The following is a 13727-nucleotide window of genomic DNA, read 5'->3' as shown; positions in this document are numbered from 1 at the left end:
ACACATTTTCACAAAATTGGATTCTCAGTGCACAAATTCCAGATGTGATCACATCTGTGACCAGTGTAAAAAGCAATCCGCTGCCAGGAAACACAGAGGCTTCAAGCAGCGGATTATTAAAATTGTCTTACAATCTTCTGGCTCTTTAGAGGCGATTTCTTGCCAACTCTGCCCCACTTTGGGCGGGAGTGAACGCTGGATTAGCAGCCTTCGCTAAATCGGCATTGTTTCTTTACCTACTTAGCGGAGAGTTCTCGTTCCAGGTCGTCTCCATCGCCTTCGATTGCCGCGTTTTAGAAGGACTTTGGAGGAACAGAACGCTGTTCTTCGCCAACGTATGCGGATAGCGGACGAATCAGAGAGTTATTCTCATTTTGCTCCACGATGTGCGCGGTCCAGCCGGTAATGCGAGCCATAACGAAGATTGGGGTGAAGAACTCAATTGGGAAGCCCAGGATGTAGTAGGCAGGTCCAGCTGGGAAGTCCAAGTTGGGCTTGATCTTGATGGAGGTGTTTTCCTCCATAGTCTTAGCCAAGATGTCGTACATTTCTACCCACTTGGTCTGACCATGTTCTTCAGCCAGTTCCTTGAACGCTGCTTCCATGGTTGGAACGCGGGAGTCACCCTTCTTGTACACGCGGTGACCAAAGCCCATGACCAAGTCCTTGTTGTTGAGCTTTTCCTTCGCCCAAGCTTCCGCCCTGGAGGGGTCATCAATTTCCAGCATGTTGTGCATGACGGCCTCATTCGCACCACCGTGCAGTGGGCCCTTTAAAGCGCCGATAGCAGCGACAACTGCAGAGTAAGTATCAGACATGGTGGAAGTAACAACGCGGCCGGTGAAGGTTGATGCGTTGAAGGAGTGCTCAGCGTAGAGAATCAAAGACTTATCAAAAGCCTCGATATCGGAGCGGGAGTTGGCTGGTGAACCTTCTTCATCACCGAAGACCATCCACAGGAAGTTCTCGGCAAAGCCCTTCTTACGGGATGGCTCAATGTAGCTCTTGCCCTGACGGCGGCGAATATCCAGGGCCACAATCGTTGGCAACTTCGCCATGAGCTCCAGCGCGGAGTGACGCACATGCTCAGAGTCACGAGTGTAGGCATCTGGATCCTGCGCACCAATGAAGGAAACCGCGGTGCGCAGCACGTCCATCGGGTGGCACGACAGTGGCATGGACATGATCAAGTCGATGAGGTGACGGTCTAAGTGGCGCAGTGCCTTTTCACGAGCAGAGAAACGAATCAAGGATTCTTGCGTTGGTAGTCGTCCATTCCACAGCAGGTAGGCCACTTCCTCGAAGCTGCAGTAGCGTGCCAATTCTTGTACTGGGTAGCCGCGGTAGGTCAAAGAGTTGGTCTCCGGAACAACCTTGGACACAGAGGTTTCATCAACGACAACGCCGTAGAGGCCTTTGCGGATTTCTGGGGTTTCAGACATGGTGTTCTCCTTAAAACGTGGGCTTGTAGGTGTCTTGGGAGTAGGTGAATACGGACTGGTCAAAGTCGTTGTATTCCTCATAGCGCACTAGCTCGTACAGGTGGGAGCGGTGTTGCATGCGCTCGAGCCATTCCTCGGATTGCAGGCCATCGGTCTGCAAGTCGCGGAGGAATTCCTCGGTTGCGCCCATCGCTACGCGGAAGGTGGATACCGGCCAGATGACTGCGTTGTAGCCCAGCTCTTGAATTTGCTGTGCGGAGAGCAGCTTGGTTTTGCCAAACTCAGTCATATTCGCGAGCAGTGGGATATCAACTGCGGCGCGGAATTTCTCAAAGTCTTCTTCCGTGTACAAGGCTTCAGTGAAAATCATGTCGGCACCGGCACCGGCATAGGCTTTGGCCCGTTCGATGGCTTCATCAATGCCGTGGATTCCCGCGGCATCAGTGCGCGCACAGATGATGAAGTTCTCATCGCGGCGTTCATTGACGGCAGCGGCGATACGGCGCACCATCAAATCGGTGGGCACCACTTCTTTGCCGTCTAGGTGTCCGCAGCGCTTCGGGTTCACTTGGTCTTCCAAGTGGCAGCCGGCAAGGCCGGCATCTTCCAGCGTGGCGATGGTCCGCGCGGCGGACATTGGTTCACCGAAGCCTGTGTCGGCATCGACAAGCACTGGCAAATCCGTAACCCGAGCGATCTGCCCGGAGCGCTGTGCAACCTCTGTCAGCGTGGTCAAGCCGATGTCTGGAAGCCCCAAGTCATTGGCCAGCACAGCACCGGAGATGTAGACGCCTTCGAAGCCGCCGATGTCTTGGATAAGCCGTGCGGTTAGCGGGTTGAAAGCACCAGGCAGCTTGGTCAGCTCGGAGCTTTCTAGCGATGCCCGAAACGCCGCACGCTTTTGAGCATTGGTTGTGGTGGAGCCAAACAATCCAGCCATTTAGAAAATCCCTCCTGGGGTTTGTGGTGCCTGTGCCAAAGCTTCATCCGTCAAACGGACGTTGAGCTCACGCAGGTCATCAAGGTTTTCTACATTTTCTGCGGCAGCGAGGAAGCGGTCTTGTTCTTCCCTAGACACCAGACCCTCAGCCAGGGTGCGGAACTTGGCAATGTACTGCTCACGCGCGAAGGGGCGTGTACCGAATGGGTGGGCATCGGCCACTGCCATTTCATCTTCGAGCACGGTGCCATCTTTGAACGTGATGACTGCCTTGGCACCAAAAGCCTTCTCATTCGGGTCATGGGAGTGGTAGCGGCGGGTCCACTCCGCATCTTCCACGGTGGAGACCTTGTGCCACAGTTCAACGGTCTCGGGGCGGTTGGCGCGCTCCGGTGCGTAGGAATCCACGTGGTGCCAGGTGCCGTCTTCTAACGCTACGGCGAAGATGTACATGATGGAGTGGTCCAGGGTTTCGCGCGATGCATTCGGGTCCATCTTCTGCGGGTCATTCGCGCCGGTACCGATGACGTAGTGGGTGTGGTGCGAGGTGTGCAGCACGATGGATTCAACATCCGCGGTGGACAGCGCCTTGTCTTCCAGGGTGGATTTCATGCGGCGTGCCAGGTCAATTGGCGCCTGGGACTGGTATTCCGCGGAGTGTTCCTTGGTATAGGTATCCAAAATAGCGCGCTTTTCTTCACCTGCTTCTGGCAGCGGCACGGTGTAGGTGCGTTCTGGGGAATGCAGCATCCAGGCGATGAAGCCGTCTTCGCCTTCCCAGATTGGCGCCGGTGCGCCCTCGCCGCGAAGGGCACGGTCTACTGCCTCAATGGCCATCTTGCCGGCAAAAGCTGGGGCGTAGGCCTTCCACGAGGAAATCAAGCCCTTGCGGGACTGGCGCGTAGCGGTGGTGGTGTGCAGCGCCTGGCCAATCGCCTGGTAAATGGTGTCTGTATCCAGCTCCAGCATGGTGCCCAGGCCTGCTGCGACCGATGGGCCAAGGTGCGCGACGTGGTCAATCTTCCACTCGTGCAGGCAAATGCCCTTAACCAAGTTGACCTGAATTTCATAGCCGGTGGCAATGCCTCGCAACAATGCCTTGCCATCAAGGCCCTTGTGCTGCGCCACGGCGAGAATCGGCGGGATGTTATCGCCTGGGTGTGAGTATTCTGCAGCCAGGAAGGTGTCATGGAAGTCCAACTCACGCACGGCCGTGCCGTTGGCAAGAGCAGCCCATTCCGCAGAGTAGTTACCGTCAATACCGAAGACGGTTGCGCCGCCTTCTTCAACCTTGTGGCCCTGTGCGATAACGCGGGCGGAGGTTACCGGGCGGCGGATAACAGAAGCAACAGCGACAGAGGCATTATCAATGATGCGGTTGATAATCATGTCTTTGGTCTCTTGACCAACTTCAACCGGGTCAGCTGCGACCTGCGCGATTTTGTACGCCAAGTGCTCCTCATATGGGAAGTCTTCAGCAGACTTATGGGTACGTACTGAATGCTCAATCATGTTCTTTTCAACAAGTCCTTTTCTTAGACACGTCCAACAATTGCGTTACCCGTCACAGTAGGATCCCTCAATGCACTGCGCCACAGGTGCAGTTTGTGTAATAATGTGGCATTAATTAGTGAAATCTGCGTAATCTGCATAACTTGCAGTTCATCCCAGGTTTCAAAGGAAGGTGAATGATGAGCAAGCATTTCGCGGGGGCAAGGATCCACGCACTGCGAAAGACCTACGGGCTGACCCAAGTTGAGATGGCGAAGCAGCTGAACCTTTCCACCAGCTACCTCAACCAGTTGGAAAACGACCAGCGCCCCCTCACCGTCACGGTGCTCATCCAGCTATCCGAAGCCTTCAACGTGGACACCACGTACTTTTCCGCAGACCGCGATCTCCGCGTGGTCAATGAGCTGCGCTCACTATTTCCCACCACGGAAGATGACACGTTGCATGATTTGGCGTCCCGCTTCCCGGAACTGATGCCCAAGCTGGTCTCCATCGCGCAATCCAATCCCGTAGAGGCCACTCCCTCACCATTGGACATGGTGCAGAAGTATTTCTTTGAGTCGCACAATTACATCCATGAGCTTGATGTCCTCGCTGAGGAGCTTGCCGCCAAGTTGGGCGATAAGATTCTGCGCCTTAATCACTTGGCTAATCTGTTGGACCGCGAGTTTGATGTTCACGTTCGCTTTGGCCGTTCCAGTCAGACCGAGCGCCGTATCTATGAGGCTTCTTCGCGTGAGCTTTCATTGCGCGCAGGGCTTTCCGATGCCCAGCTGACCTTCCAGTTAGCCATGCAGTATTGCTTGCTGGCCTACCCGGAAGTTTTGGACAATCTAGTCCACGAACTCCCCGAAGGTCTTGCCCAGCACACCGGGCGCTATGGCTTGGCACAGTACTTCGCCGCGGCCGTTACTCTTCCCTATACGGATTTTCTCGAAACAGCTGAGAACACCCGCTATGACATCGACCGCATTGCGTCTATCTTTGGCACCGGCTTTGAAACCACCGCGCAACGGCTGACCACCCTGCAACGCCCCGGCGCGCGCGGTGTTCCCTTTGTGTTCATCCGCACCGACCGCGCTGGCAATATTTCCAAGCGCCAATCCGCAACATCCTTCCACTTCTCCCGCACCGGCGGCTCCTGCCCGCTGTGGGTAATTCACCGTGCGTTTGAAACACCCAACCGCATTACTCGCCAGGTGGCCACCATGCCGGATGGCCATACCTACATGTGGATTGCGCGGCACGTGCAGGGCCAGGTGAAATCCTTTGGCACCCCGCGGAAAGAATTTGCCGTGGGACTGGGCTGCAATATCTCCCAAGCGGACAAACTCATCTACTCCGACGCACTCAACCTGTCGCCTGCTTCGGCGACTCCCATTGGCCCGGGCTGCACTATCTGTCCACGTGAGGCCTGCCCGCAGCGCGCTTTCCCACAGGCCGGCCGTGAGCATGCGCTTGACCTCAACACCACCTCTGATACTCCATTTGATGTCGCCTAACGGTTCCAATTCCCGCCAAGTTCAGTAGAATCACTGCTTAGACGCTTGCACGCTTATCTTTCGGAGGAACCCACTGGCTGGCCACAACCCCGGTGACAACTCAGGGCAGTACCCGAATTATGGCAACCAATACTCATCTCATGATGACTATCCAACGCATAGCTATGCTGAGTACCAGCAGTCAGTTAAGCAGAATCAAGTCTTTGCCTCCGACCGCAAGGCTGAGGAACACGAGCTAAAGCAGCGGAAGAAGAAATCTAACCGCAACCGCCTGATCGCTGCGTCCGCCATGGTTATAGTCATTGCCGGCGCCTTTGGTTTTAGCCTCACTCAGGACGCCACGGTGGAAGACAACATCAACGATGGTGCCTCAGGAATTGTTGATGAGGTTAATGACAACATCAACATTATGGGCGCTTCTTCCGATGGTGAAGCTGCGCTTGCATACGCACGGGAGAAATTAGATGTTTCGCACTACTCCGAATCTCAGTTGCGTGAAGAGCTAGTCAATGAGTATGGCGAGGTCTACACGGAGGATGCTGCCGACTACGCACTGAACAACATCGATGCCGACTGGAACGCGGAGGCTTTGGAAGCAGCAGAAAGCTACATTCGCCACAGCCACTATTCCTATGATGGGCTCATTCACCAGCTCAGCTCGCCATCCAGCAATGATTACACCGCGGAGCAAGCACGCTACGCCGCCGATAACGTGGAAGCTGATTGGTACGCCGAGGCTCTCGAGGCAGCGGATTCCTACTGGTCAAATCAGAATATTGACTTAACTCCCGAAGAGCTACGAGACCTGTTGACTTCAGACACTATTGGGCGCTTCACCGAGGACCAGGTTGACAGCGCACTCCAAGACCTTGGAATTGCTGATTAGTCACCAACCCACTTGAAGCACCACCGATTTTAGAACACAGTCATATGCATCTACCTGCGCGCTTTCGAATACTTAGTACACGCATTCTAGCTGCAGTAAAGCTGTGTCCACTGCCTTTGACATCATGAGTGGCGTACCCAAGCACTGGTGGCTTCCCTAACCACCGCCCCCAATGAATCACTGCATGGGTATAAAAATTCCCCCCTCCTATCACTCATGCAAAGGATCATGACCATGACTGGTTCACAGCCCAACCCCTACGGCCAAACCCCACAAGGCTCCCCGGACCCACAGACTCAAAGCTACGGCGAGTACAAGGCGTCTGTTGCTGAGAAGCCGAACAAGAAAAAGCGCAGCTTCCTCAAGTGGGGTGTCGGCGCAGTGGCTGCCGTTGTCCTCTTCAATGCTTTTGCCGGCAATGATGACGATGACGCTGTGACTACCGCGGACTCTGACGACAATGACAGCGTGATCGCTGAAGCCGAAGCAGACGCTGACACCAATTCAGGTGCGGAGTTTGCCAGCCTTGAGGACTCTGATTCCGATTCCGTTTCCGGTACGGACGAGGCCAACGAGGCAGCTATCGATGCAGTGCCTGCCGATGACGGCGTGTCCACAGAATTCAAGAATGCCCTCCGATCTGCCGAGAACTACCTGGACTTCAGCTCTTTCTCCTACCAGGGCCTGTATGACCAGCTCACTTCCGAGTACGGCGAGGCTTACCCAGCGGAGGCCGCCCAGTACGCAATGGACAATGTGGCTGTGGACTGGAGCCAGGAAGCACTGGAGTCTGCGGAGAACTACTTGGAGTTCAGCCACTTCTCCTACGCCGGCCTGTACAAGCAACTGACTTCTGAATACGGTGAAGAGTTCACTGCGGAACAAGCCCAGTACGCAGTAGATACCGTCGATGCCGACTGGAACGCCGAGGCAATCGAAGCCGCCGAAAGCTACCAAGAACTCATGCCAATGTCTGGCACGGAACTGCTCAACCAGCTCACTTCCGAGTACGGCGAGCAGTTCACCCAGGAGCAAGCCCAGCAAGCTGTCACAGCCGTCGGACTGTAATCCACACCGAAATCGACTCGGTTTTAAGCTCCCAGCGCAGAACCAGTTTAGGTGAGACGTCAATCACCTGAATACAATGCTCATGGGTTTATATCTATCAGTAGTATCTACTTTGGCTCCGCAACTAAGTTGTTGGAGCCTTCCCTATTTCTAACTTCATTCATAAAGGAATATTGATGAAAGTCTCTGTGCCTACCCCTGATAACGGCGCAGGCCGTTCCACCGCGAACGGCCGCATCTTTGGACTAAAGAAATCCACCCTTTCCCTGATCACTGCACTCGCGGTTGGCACCCCACTGCTCGTTGCATGCGACAGCGCCGACGCAATCCCAGTCAACACCGAAGTCATTAGCACCCCTGCTGTCACCACGACCGAGCAGACTCCTGCTCCTACGACGACGTCCAAGGCACCAAAACCGGAGCCAACAAGCAGCAGAGAAACCACCACCTCCGCACAACCGGCACCTTCAACAACCTCAGCAAAACCAGCTGAACCAACCGAAGAAACCACCTCAGCAGCACCAACCACCACCTCCAAGGCACCAAAGCCAAAGGTAACCTCTATGTCCAAGGCATCAGCTCCTTCAACAACTTCCACAAAGTCATCTGAGCCAACGGAAACGACCGAGGAACCGGAGCCAACAAAGCCAGCTGAGCCAGTGGAGGAAATTCCAAGCGATTATCGTGCTGCGCTCGGGTCCGCAAAGTACTTCTTGGCTAACGATCAGGGAACGTCGTACCAATACATTTACGACATCATGATTATGGATGCTGGTATCGTTCACTCACCTGAAGCGACCAAGTACGCACTCGACAGCTTGGATATTGATTGGAACCAGCGCGCAGTGAACAAAGTCAGGTCGTACACCAGTGAAGGTGGTCGCTCGTACAGCGTTACGCTTTACCAACTAACTGAGCGCGTGGACTTTACTGAAGAGCAAGCTCTCTTTGCTCTGGAAAACGTCGACATCGATTGGAATGCTGAGGCACTAGAACAGGCGCAAGAACGAATTGACGGAAATAATGGTGTGTCAAAGACAGCTCTGTTCTCATGGCTTACAAGCGAATCGTCTACCGCAAAGTTAATCGGCGCTGGCGGCTTCAGCGACGACGAAGCGTTTTACGCCGTCAATAACGTTGACGTTGATTGGAACGAGGAAGCAGTCGAGGAAGTGAATGTGAAACTCGAGACATTCTCTCCTATCTCTCGAGAAAGGCTGTACTTTATGCTTTCTCCAAGCTTCACGAGCCAAGGTTTCACCCGTCCGCAGCTTGACTACGCATTCGCGCAGTTTCCAGAAAATACTTGGAAGGAACAGGCTGTCCGGGAAGCTCGCGTTTACACTCTAAACAACGATCCGTCTCGTGCAGAACTCATCAATTTCCTCGTTAATGGCGAAAAATACACCCGAGAAGAAGCAGAATATGCTGCCGATACATTAGGCCTGTAAGTAAGAAATTAGAACACTCAGGCGATGCGCCGGACGGTGATGTCCGGTGGGTTTGAGATGATTCTTTTCGTACGCAGCCAGAGAATAAGTAGGTGGCTCCTCTTCTCCCCGTGTGGTGACGGCTCTGGTTGTGTACACCAACATTTCGAGTGTCGGCGCTCGAAAGGACGGGTGGCAGCCCGGTGCCTCAGCGTGAGTTTTTACCCCTTACTAGCACGCTGGGGCTTTCCTAACGCAAAAAGCCTCAGCTTTTCTCCGCAAGCGCAAGGTTTGGGAGGAAGGCTGAGGCTTCGTCGTGTTCGGCTGAGCCGAGGTGTAGTTACTCCAGGTCGTCGTGGGCAACCAGGCGGCGGGCGGCCTCGGTGATGGTGCCGGACAGGGATGGGTAAACAGCCATGGAATCAGCGAGCTGGTTCACGGTCAGCTGGTTGGTAACCGCGACCGCGATTGGAAGAATGAGCTCAGATGCGGTTGGGGCGACGATGACGCCACCGATAATGCGGCCGGAAGTCGCGCGGCAGAACAGCTTCACAAACCCGTGGCGCAGGGATCGCATCTTCGCACGAGGGTTGGTGGACAGCGGCATCATGATGGTGCGCGCAGCAACTTCGCCGGCCTCAATGTCTTTCTGAGTGAAACCAACCGCAGCAATCTCAGGGCGGGTAAACACCGCAGTAGCAACAGTCTTCAAGCGAAGCGGGGAAACACCCTCACCCAAAGAGTGGTACATCGCAATGCGGCCCTGCATCGCAGCAACCGAAGCCAATGGGAACAGGTCAGAACAGTCACCAGCAGCGTAAATGCCAGGAATGTTGGTGCGGGAAACACGGTCAACCTTGATGTGGCCAGACGGTGCGGTTTCCACACCAATGTTCTCCAAACCAAGGTCAGCGGTAGAAGGAACCGAACCAATAGACATCAATGCGTGGGAGCCGAAGATCTCACGGCCGTCGGTGGTCTTTACAACCACGCCGCCATCCTCAGTGCGGGTGACGGTATCCACGCGGCAGTTCTTCTCCAACTCAACGCCACGCTCAGCCAGAACCTGCTCCAACACGTCAGCGGCATCAGCGTCATCGTGAGGCAAAATGCGGTCACGGGAAGCAACCATGGTGACCTTAACGCCCAGCTCAGCGAAAGCCGAGACGAACTCAGCACCGGTCACACCGGAACCAACAACAATGAGGTGTTCAGGCAGCTCAGTAATGTCGTAGACCTGCTGCCAGTTCAAAATACGCTCACCGTCAGGCTTTGCGCCCGGCAGCACGCGTGGGGTTGCGCCAGTAGCAATCAGAACGAGGTCTGCGTCCAGAACCTCTTCGCGGCCATCCTCATTGTGGGTAACAGTAACCTTGTGTCCACCGCTAGTAGCAGGAACCTGGTCCTTATCAAAGCGGCCACGTCCATCAATAATACGAACGCCAAGCTCTTCAGTTCGCGCGCGAACGTCATCAGACTGGTGGTTCGCCAGCGCAGTAACACGCTCATTGAGAGCCTGCAGCGCTAGCTCAGTCTTGCCAATACCTTCATTAAGGCCCATGTCATCAGCACGGCGAAGGTCTGTCTTAATGTTTGCACCAGCGATAAAAGACTTTGAAGGCACGCAGTCCAACAAAATACTGGCACCGCCCATGCCCTGATCTTCAATGACGGTAATATCTGCGCCATACTTGGCACCGGCCTGCGCGGCCTCATAGCCGCCTGGGCCACCGCCGATAATAACAATGCGCTTTTGGTGCTCAGCCATGTTCAACCGACTCCTTTAAAAGTCATGGGGATTTATTCCCTTAGAGTCTAACTGTTAAAGGTTAAAAGTTCTTAGCCAGGTCAACCGTTGTGCTACCCCTAGAATTTAAACCCATGTGAGGGCCAGATTACGGTTCTAGGATTTGTTCGCTTCCGCCTCAATCGTTGATTCAAACTGATTGACCACAGAGCCAAACAACTTCACGCCAACACCAATCGCGCGTTCATCCACCAGCAAGTCGCCCTGGTGCAGGTCATTCATATCGCCGTCACCAGACCAGCAGCCCAGACGCACCATGGAGCCTGGCACGTGTTCGAGGTACCAGGAGAAATCTTCGCCGCCGGAAGACTGCGGTGCTTGAACAATTGATTGCGGATCAATTGCTTTGGCTGCCGATGCAATCAGCGCCGTCGCCACATCATCATTGAGCACCGGCGGCACACCGCGGTGATAGGTCAGCTCATGTGTGACACCCGTTGGTGCCAGAACTTGCTCAACCATTTCTTGGAAGATCCCGGAGATATCACGCCAAATACCAATATCGGCAGTGCGCAAAGTACCCGATAAGGAGCCCGTCTGTGGCATCGCATTCGGTGCGTAGCCTGAGTTGATAGTGCCGAAGACCAGCACAGTGCCCGTGCGGGGATCAACCCGGCGCGACAGTAGTGCAGGAAGTTCAGTGACAACCTTGCCCATTGCGTAGATGACGTCAGCCGACAGATGCGGGCGGGAGGTATGTCCACCAGGGCCTTTGATATCTAGTTCAATAACGTCGGTCGCAGAAGTAATCGCACCGGCGCGCAGGCCGATGCGCCCCACGCGCAGCTTCGGCTCAACGTGTACTGCGTAAATCGAGTGCACGCCGTTGAGAGCACCCCAATCAATGACATCGGTTGCGCCCCCAACCCAGACTTCTTCCGCTGGTTGGAAAATCACGCGCACGCCAATGCTGAGTGGGAATTCACGGTGGTAGTCCGCAATCGCGCAGGCTAAGCCCAAAGCGATAGTGGTGTGAACATCATGGCCACAAGAATGCGAAACACCTGGGGTCTTGGAGCTAAATTCCAGACCAGTGACTTCTTGGACCGGAAGGGCGTCAATATCCGCGCGGAAGGCAATCCGGCCTTCCTCAGTGTCCGGACCAATGTCCACCATCAGACCGGTTTCTGGGAAACGCTGCGCGTCCAACCCATACTCGGCCAAAATCTTGGCCAAATAATTGGTGGTTTCGAACTCTTGGTTGGATGGCTCCGGATGGCTGTGAATATGACGACGCCAACCGATTACTTCTGCACGGTGAGAATCAAACCAGTCATTGACGAATTCCGAAACGGTCGGCTGCGTCATAGTCAGACTCTCCTTGATACTCACGGCGCCCATGAATGTGGTGGGCAGAAGATTTCTTCTTCTCTGCGCAATTCTACAACTAGACAGTGCGGTTCATAAATTGAACATGCTGTATGTGGCGCCAGCCAGTGTTTTTCAAGGAATTTAAGACGGCTTAGTATCCCCTATTCGGCACCATCACGCGGTTTTATTGATAGCTCTCCTGACGCCTTTGGTCTTCTTCGCTTTCACCTCACCACGTTTATGATCGGTGTATTCCCGCGAAAATGGCTCAAGGCCTTCAAGATGCGCAGCCAAATGGGATTCGTTTTCTCCTTCTCCATCACCTGCTTTGCCTGCTTGAATTCGCATCAACGCTGCGCGTGTGCCGGTGGTTGTACAGATAGAACTGACATTCTCACCTGACTCTGGCAGCAATAGTGATGGCGGTACTTCCAGCGCCAAAGCTAGTTTGTACACCGTTGATAGCGCTGGGTCTGCGCTAGTCCCCGAGTTGTTTTCATTGCGTTCTAGATTGCAGACTTGTGTTCGTGACAGCCCCGAAATCTCTGCCAGAACTTGCTGCGTAATTCCCCGAATACGTCGAATCCTCTTGAGATTCTGCGCAAACGTAAATCCATAACTTGCCCATAGCAAGCGCTCAACGCTTACGGCCATGGACCTCACCCCCAAGGTATGCCGTGCCAAATAGTGGGTATTCAGCATTTTGAATACTTCAAATAAATATGAAAAAAGACGCCAGCGATTCCCCCGAATCTCTGACGTCTGTGAGCTTAATCGAGCTCTAGAAATCTTTCCACGTTTTTATTGTCACACTTATGAAGGCTTACAGGGCTTACAGGGTTACAGGTCGATGTTGCGTGGACCGTACAGGCGGTCACCAGCATCACCAAGGCCTGGAATGATGTAGGCGTTTTCATCAAGTGCCGGGTCAACACATGCGGTGACCAGACGAACCGGGTATCCGGACTCAGCCAAAGCGTCAACGCCAGGCTGTGCGGAAATCAAGCAAATGGCAACAATGTCGGTTGCGCCGCGGTCAACCAGCAGCTTCAACGAGTGCAGCAAAGAACCACCGGTAGCCAACATTGGGTCCACTAGGAATACGGTGCGACCGCTCAAATCTTCTGGCAGCGCTTCCAAATAAGGAACTGGCTCGTGAGTTTCCTCATTGCGAGCCATGCCGATGAATCCAACCTGTGCATCAGGAATCATCGACAAAGCTGGGTCAATCATGCCCAGGCCAGCGCGAATAATCGGCACAATGATTGGCGGGTCCAGCAAACGGGTGCCGTCAGCGACAGCAACAGGGGTCTTGCATTCGAAGTGCTCAACGGGCAGATCGCGGGATGCTTCGTATACCAACATCGCGCCCAAATCGGCCAATGCTGCACGGAAGGAAGCGTTGTCGCTGCGCTCATCGCGCATCAAAGTTAGGCGGGATGTTGCAAGGGGATGGTCTACTACGTGGATGTCCATAAGCTACATCGTAAATCATCTACGGAACCATTCTTATATTTGCGCAGTCTTAATTGAGTATGAGCCCGCTTAGCACTTTTGAAGTCGACCCAGAACACACTCGTTCCCTTGCCCGCGACCTGGATGAGGCCTCGCAGTTCCATGCTCCTGAACACGCTGCAATGCCAGAAGATCCCACGGTCGCGGACTTTGTAACCATTCTCAATCAAGCAATAGCCAACCTCACGGCGCGCTCAGAACAGCTTCACGCAGATACGGCACACATTGCGCGCGCAGGCTTTGCACTTGCCGATGCCGCTGAGGCGACCGATAACGCAGCAGGCCAAGCATTCAATGGATTTCAGGTGAGTTAG

Annotated in this window: 12 protein-coding genes; 5 read left to right on the top strand and 7 right to left on the bottom strand. The window is 54.4% G+C overall.

What is annotated here, in order from left to right; genetic code table 11:
- Nucleotides 1–293 precede the first annotated feature (293 nt).
- The 3 genes from CCASEI_RS03485 to prpD are packed head-to-tail and all read right to left on the bottom strand — an operon-like array spanning nt 294 to nt 3894.
- Nucleotides 294–1505, bottom strand: a complete 1212-nt coding sequence (locus tag CCASEI_RS03485; RefSeq protein WP_404825284.1) for a bifunctional 2-methylcitrate synthase/citrate synthase — start codon at nt 1503–1505, stop codon at nt 294–296.
- Entirely contained in the window at nt 1453–2382 is a 930-nt protein-coding gene (gene prpB, locus CCASEI_RS03480; protein WP_025387141.1) for a methylisocitrate lyase, read from the bottom strand. The genes CCASEI_RS03485 and prpB overlap by 53 nt, the downstream gene beginning before the upstream one ends.
- Nucleotides 2383–3894, bottom strand: coding sequence for a 2-methylcitrate dehydratase PrpD (prpD, locus tag CCASEI_RS03475; RefSeq protein ID WP_025387140.1), 1512 nt, complete (start codon nt 3892–3894; stop codon nt 2383–2385).
- Nucleotides 3895–4073: 179 nt separating this feature from the next.
- Here prpD and CCASEI_RS03470 point away from each other — a divergent pair, with 179 nt between their 5' ends.
- The 4 genes from CCASEI_RS03470 (at nt 4074) to CCASEI_RS03455 (ending at nt 8801) form a co-directional block, all read left to right on the top strand.
- Nucleotides 4074–5396: a short-chain fatty acyl-CoA regulator family protein gene (locus tag CCASEI_RS03470; protein ID WP_025387139.1), complete on the top strand. Its 1323-nt coding sequence runs from the start codon at nt 4074–4076 to the stop codon at nt 5394–5396.
- 289 nt (nt 5397–5685) lie between these two features.
- Complete coding sequence (locus CCASEI_RS03465) at nt 5686–6282, top strand: Ltp family lipoprotein (protein WP_225868435.1); 597 nt, start codon at nt 5686–5688, stop codon at nt 6280–6282.
- A 234-nt stretch (nt 6283–6516) separates the two neighbouring features.
- Complete coding sequence (locus CCASEI_RS03460; protein WP_025387137.1) at nt 6517–7350, top strand: Ltp family lipoprotein; 834 nt, start codon at nt 6517–6519, stop codon at nt 7348–7350.
- 176 nt (nt 7351–7526) lie between these two features.
- A complete protein-coding gene (locus tag CCASEI_RS03455) occupies nt 7527–8801 on the top strand; it encodes an Ltp family lipoprotein (protein ID WP_025387136.1) in 1275 nt (424 codons plus the stop codon).
- A 319-nt stretch (nt 8802–9120) separates the two neighbouring features.
- Here the strand turns inward: CCASEI_RS03455 and CCASEI_RS03450 are convergent, their stop codons facing one another.
- The 4 genes from CCASEI_RS03450 to upp all read right to left on the bottom strand — a co-directional run bounded on the left by CCASEI_RS03450 (nt 9121) and on the right by upp (nt 13374).
- Nucleotides 9121–10548 carry an NAD(P)H-quinone dehydrogenase gene (locus CCASEI_RS03450; protein ID WP_006821449.1) on the bottom strand — a complete coding sequence of 476 codons (1428 nt, stop codon included), beginning with the start codon at nt 10546–10548 and terminating at the stop codon, nt 9121–9123.
- A gap of 135 nt (nt 10549–10683) precedes the next feature.
- Entirely contained in the window at nt 10684–11895 is a 1212-nt protein-coding gene (locus tag CCASEI_RS03445) for a M20 family metallopeptidase (protein ID WP_006821448.1), read from the bottom strand.
- Nucleotides 11896–12072: 177 nt separating this feature from the next.
- The gene (locus tag CCASEI_RS03440) at nt 12073–12552 is read right to left on the bottom strand and encodes a helix-turn-helix domain-containing protein (RefSeq protein WP_006821447.1); all 480 of its coding nucleotides are present in this window, start codon (nt 12550–12552) and stop codon (nt 12073–12075) included.
- A 186-nt stretch (nt 12553–12738) separates the two neighbouring features.
- Nucleotides 12739–13374, bottom strand: coding sequence for a uracil phosphoribosyltransferase (upp, locus tag CCASEI_RS03435; protein ID WP_006821446.1), 636 nt, complete (start codon nt 13372–13374; stop codon nt 12739–12741).
- A 59-nt stretch (nt 13375–13433) separates the two neighbouring features.
- Between upp and CCASEI_RS03430 the strand changes: the two genes are divergently transcribed.
- Entirely contained in the window at nt 13434–13727 is a 294-nt protein-coding gene (locus CCASEI_RS03430; RefSeq protein WP_025387135.1) for a hypothetical protein, read from the top strand.

Source organism: Corynebacterium casei LMG S-19264, from assembly GCF_000550785.1.
Classification (GTDB): Bacteria; Actinomycetota; Actinomycetes; order Mycobacteriales; family Mycobacteriaceae; genus Corynebacterium; species Corynebacterium casei.
This window is presented reverse-complemented; position numbering and strand designations above follow the sequence as displayed.

Coding starts and splice junctions, on each gene's coding strand:
- prpB (WP_025387141.1), bottom strand. CDS start 2,382: ATGGCTGGATTGTTTGGCTCCACCACAACCAATGCTCAAAAGCGTGCG.
- prpD (WP_025387140.1), bottom strand. CDS start 3,894: ATGATTGAGCATTCAGTACGTACCCATAAGTCTGCTGAAGACTTCCCA.
- CCASEI_RS03470 (WP_025387139.1), top strand. CDS start 4,074: ATGAGCAAGCATTTCGCGGGGGCAAGGATCCACGCACTGCGAAAGACC.
- CCASEI_RS03465 (WP_225868435.1), top strand. CDS start 5,686: ATGGTTATAGTCATTGCCGGCGCCTTTGGTTTTAGCCTCACTCAGGAC.
- CCASEI_RS03460 (WP_025387137.1), top strand. CDS start 6,517: ATGACTGGTTCACAGCCCAACCCCTACGGCCAAACCCCACAAGGCTCC.
- CCASEI_RS03455 (WP_025387136.1), top strand. CDS start 7,527: ATGAAAGTCTCTGTGCCTACCCCTGATAACGGCGCAGGCCGTTCCACC.
- CCASEI_RS03450 (WP_006821449.1), bottom strand. CDS start 10,548: ATGGCTGAGCACCAAAAGCGCATTGTTATTATCGGCGGTGGCCCAGGC.
- CCASEI_RS03445 (WP_006821448.1), bottom strand. CDS start 11,895: ATGACGCAGCCGACCGTTTCGGAATTCGTCAATGACTGGTTTGATTCT.
- CCASEI_RS03440 (WP_006821447.1), bottom strand. CDS start 12,552: ATGGCCGTAAGCGTTGAGCGCTTGCTATGGGCAAGTTATGGATTTACG.
- upp (WP_006821446.1), bottom strand. CDS start 13,374: ATGGACATCCACGTAGTAGACCATCCCCTTGCAACATCCCGCCTAACT.
- CCASEI_RS03430 (WP_025387135.1), top strand. CDS start 13,434: ATGAGCCCGCTTAGCACTTTTGAAGTCGACCCAGAACACACTCGTTCC.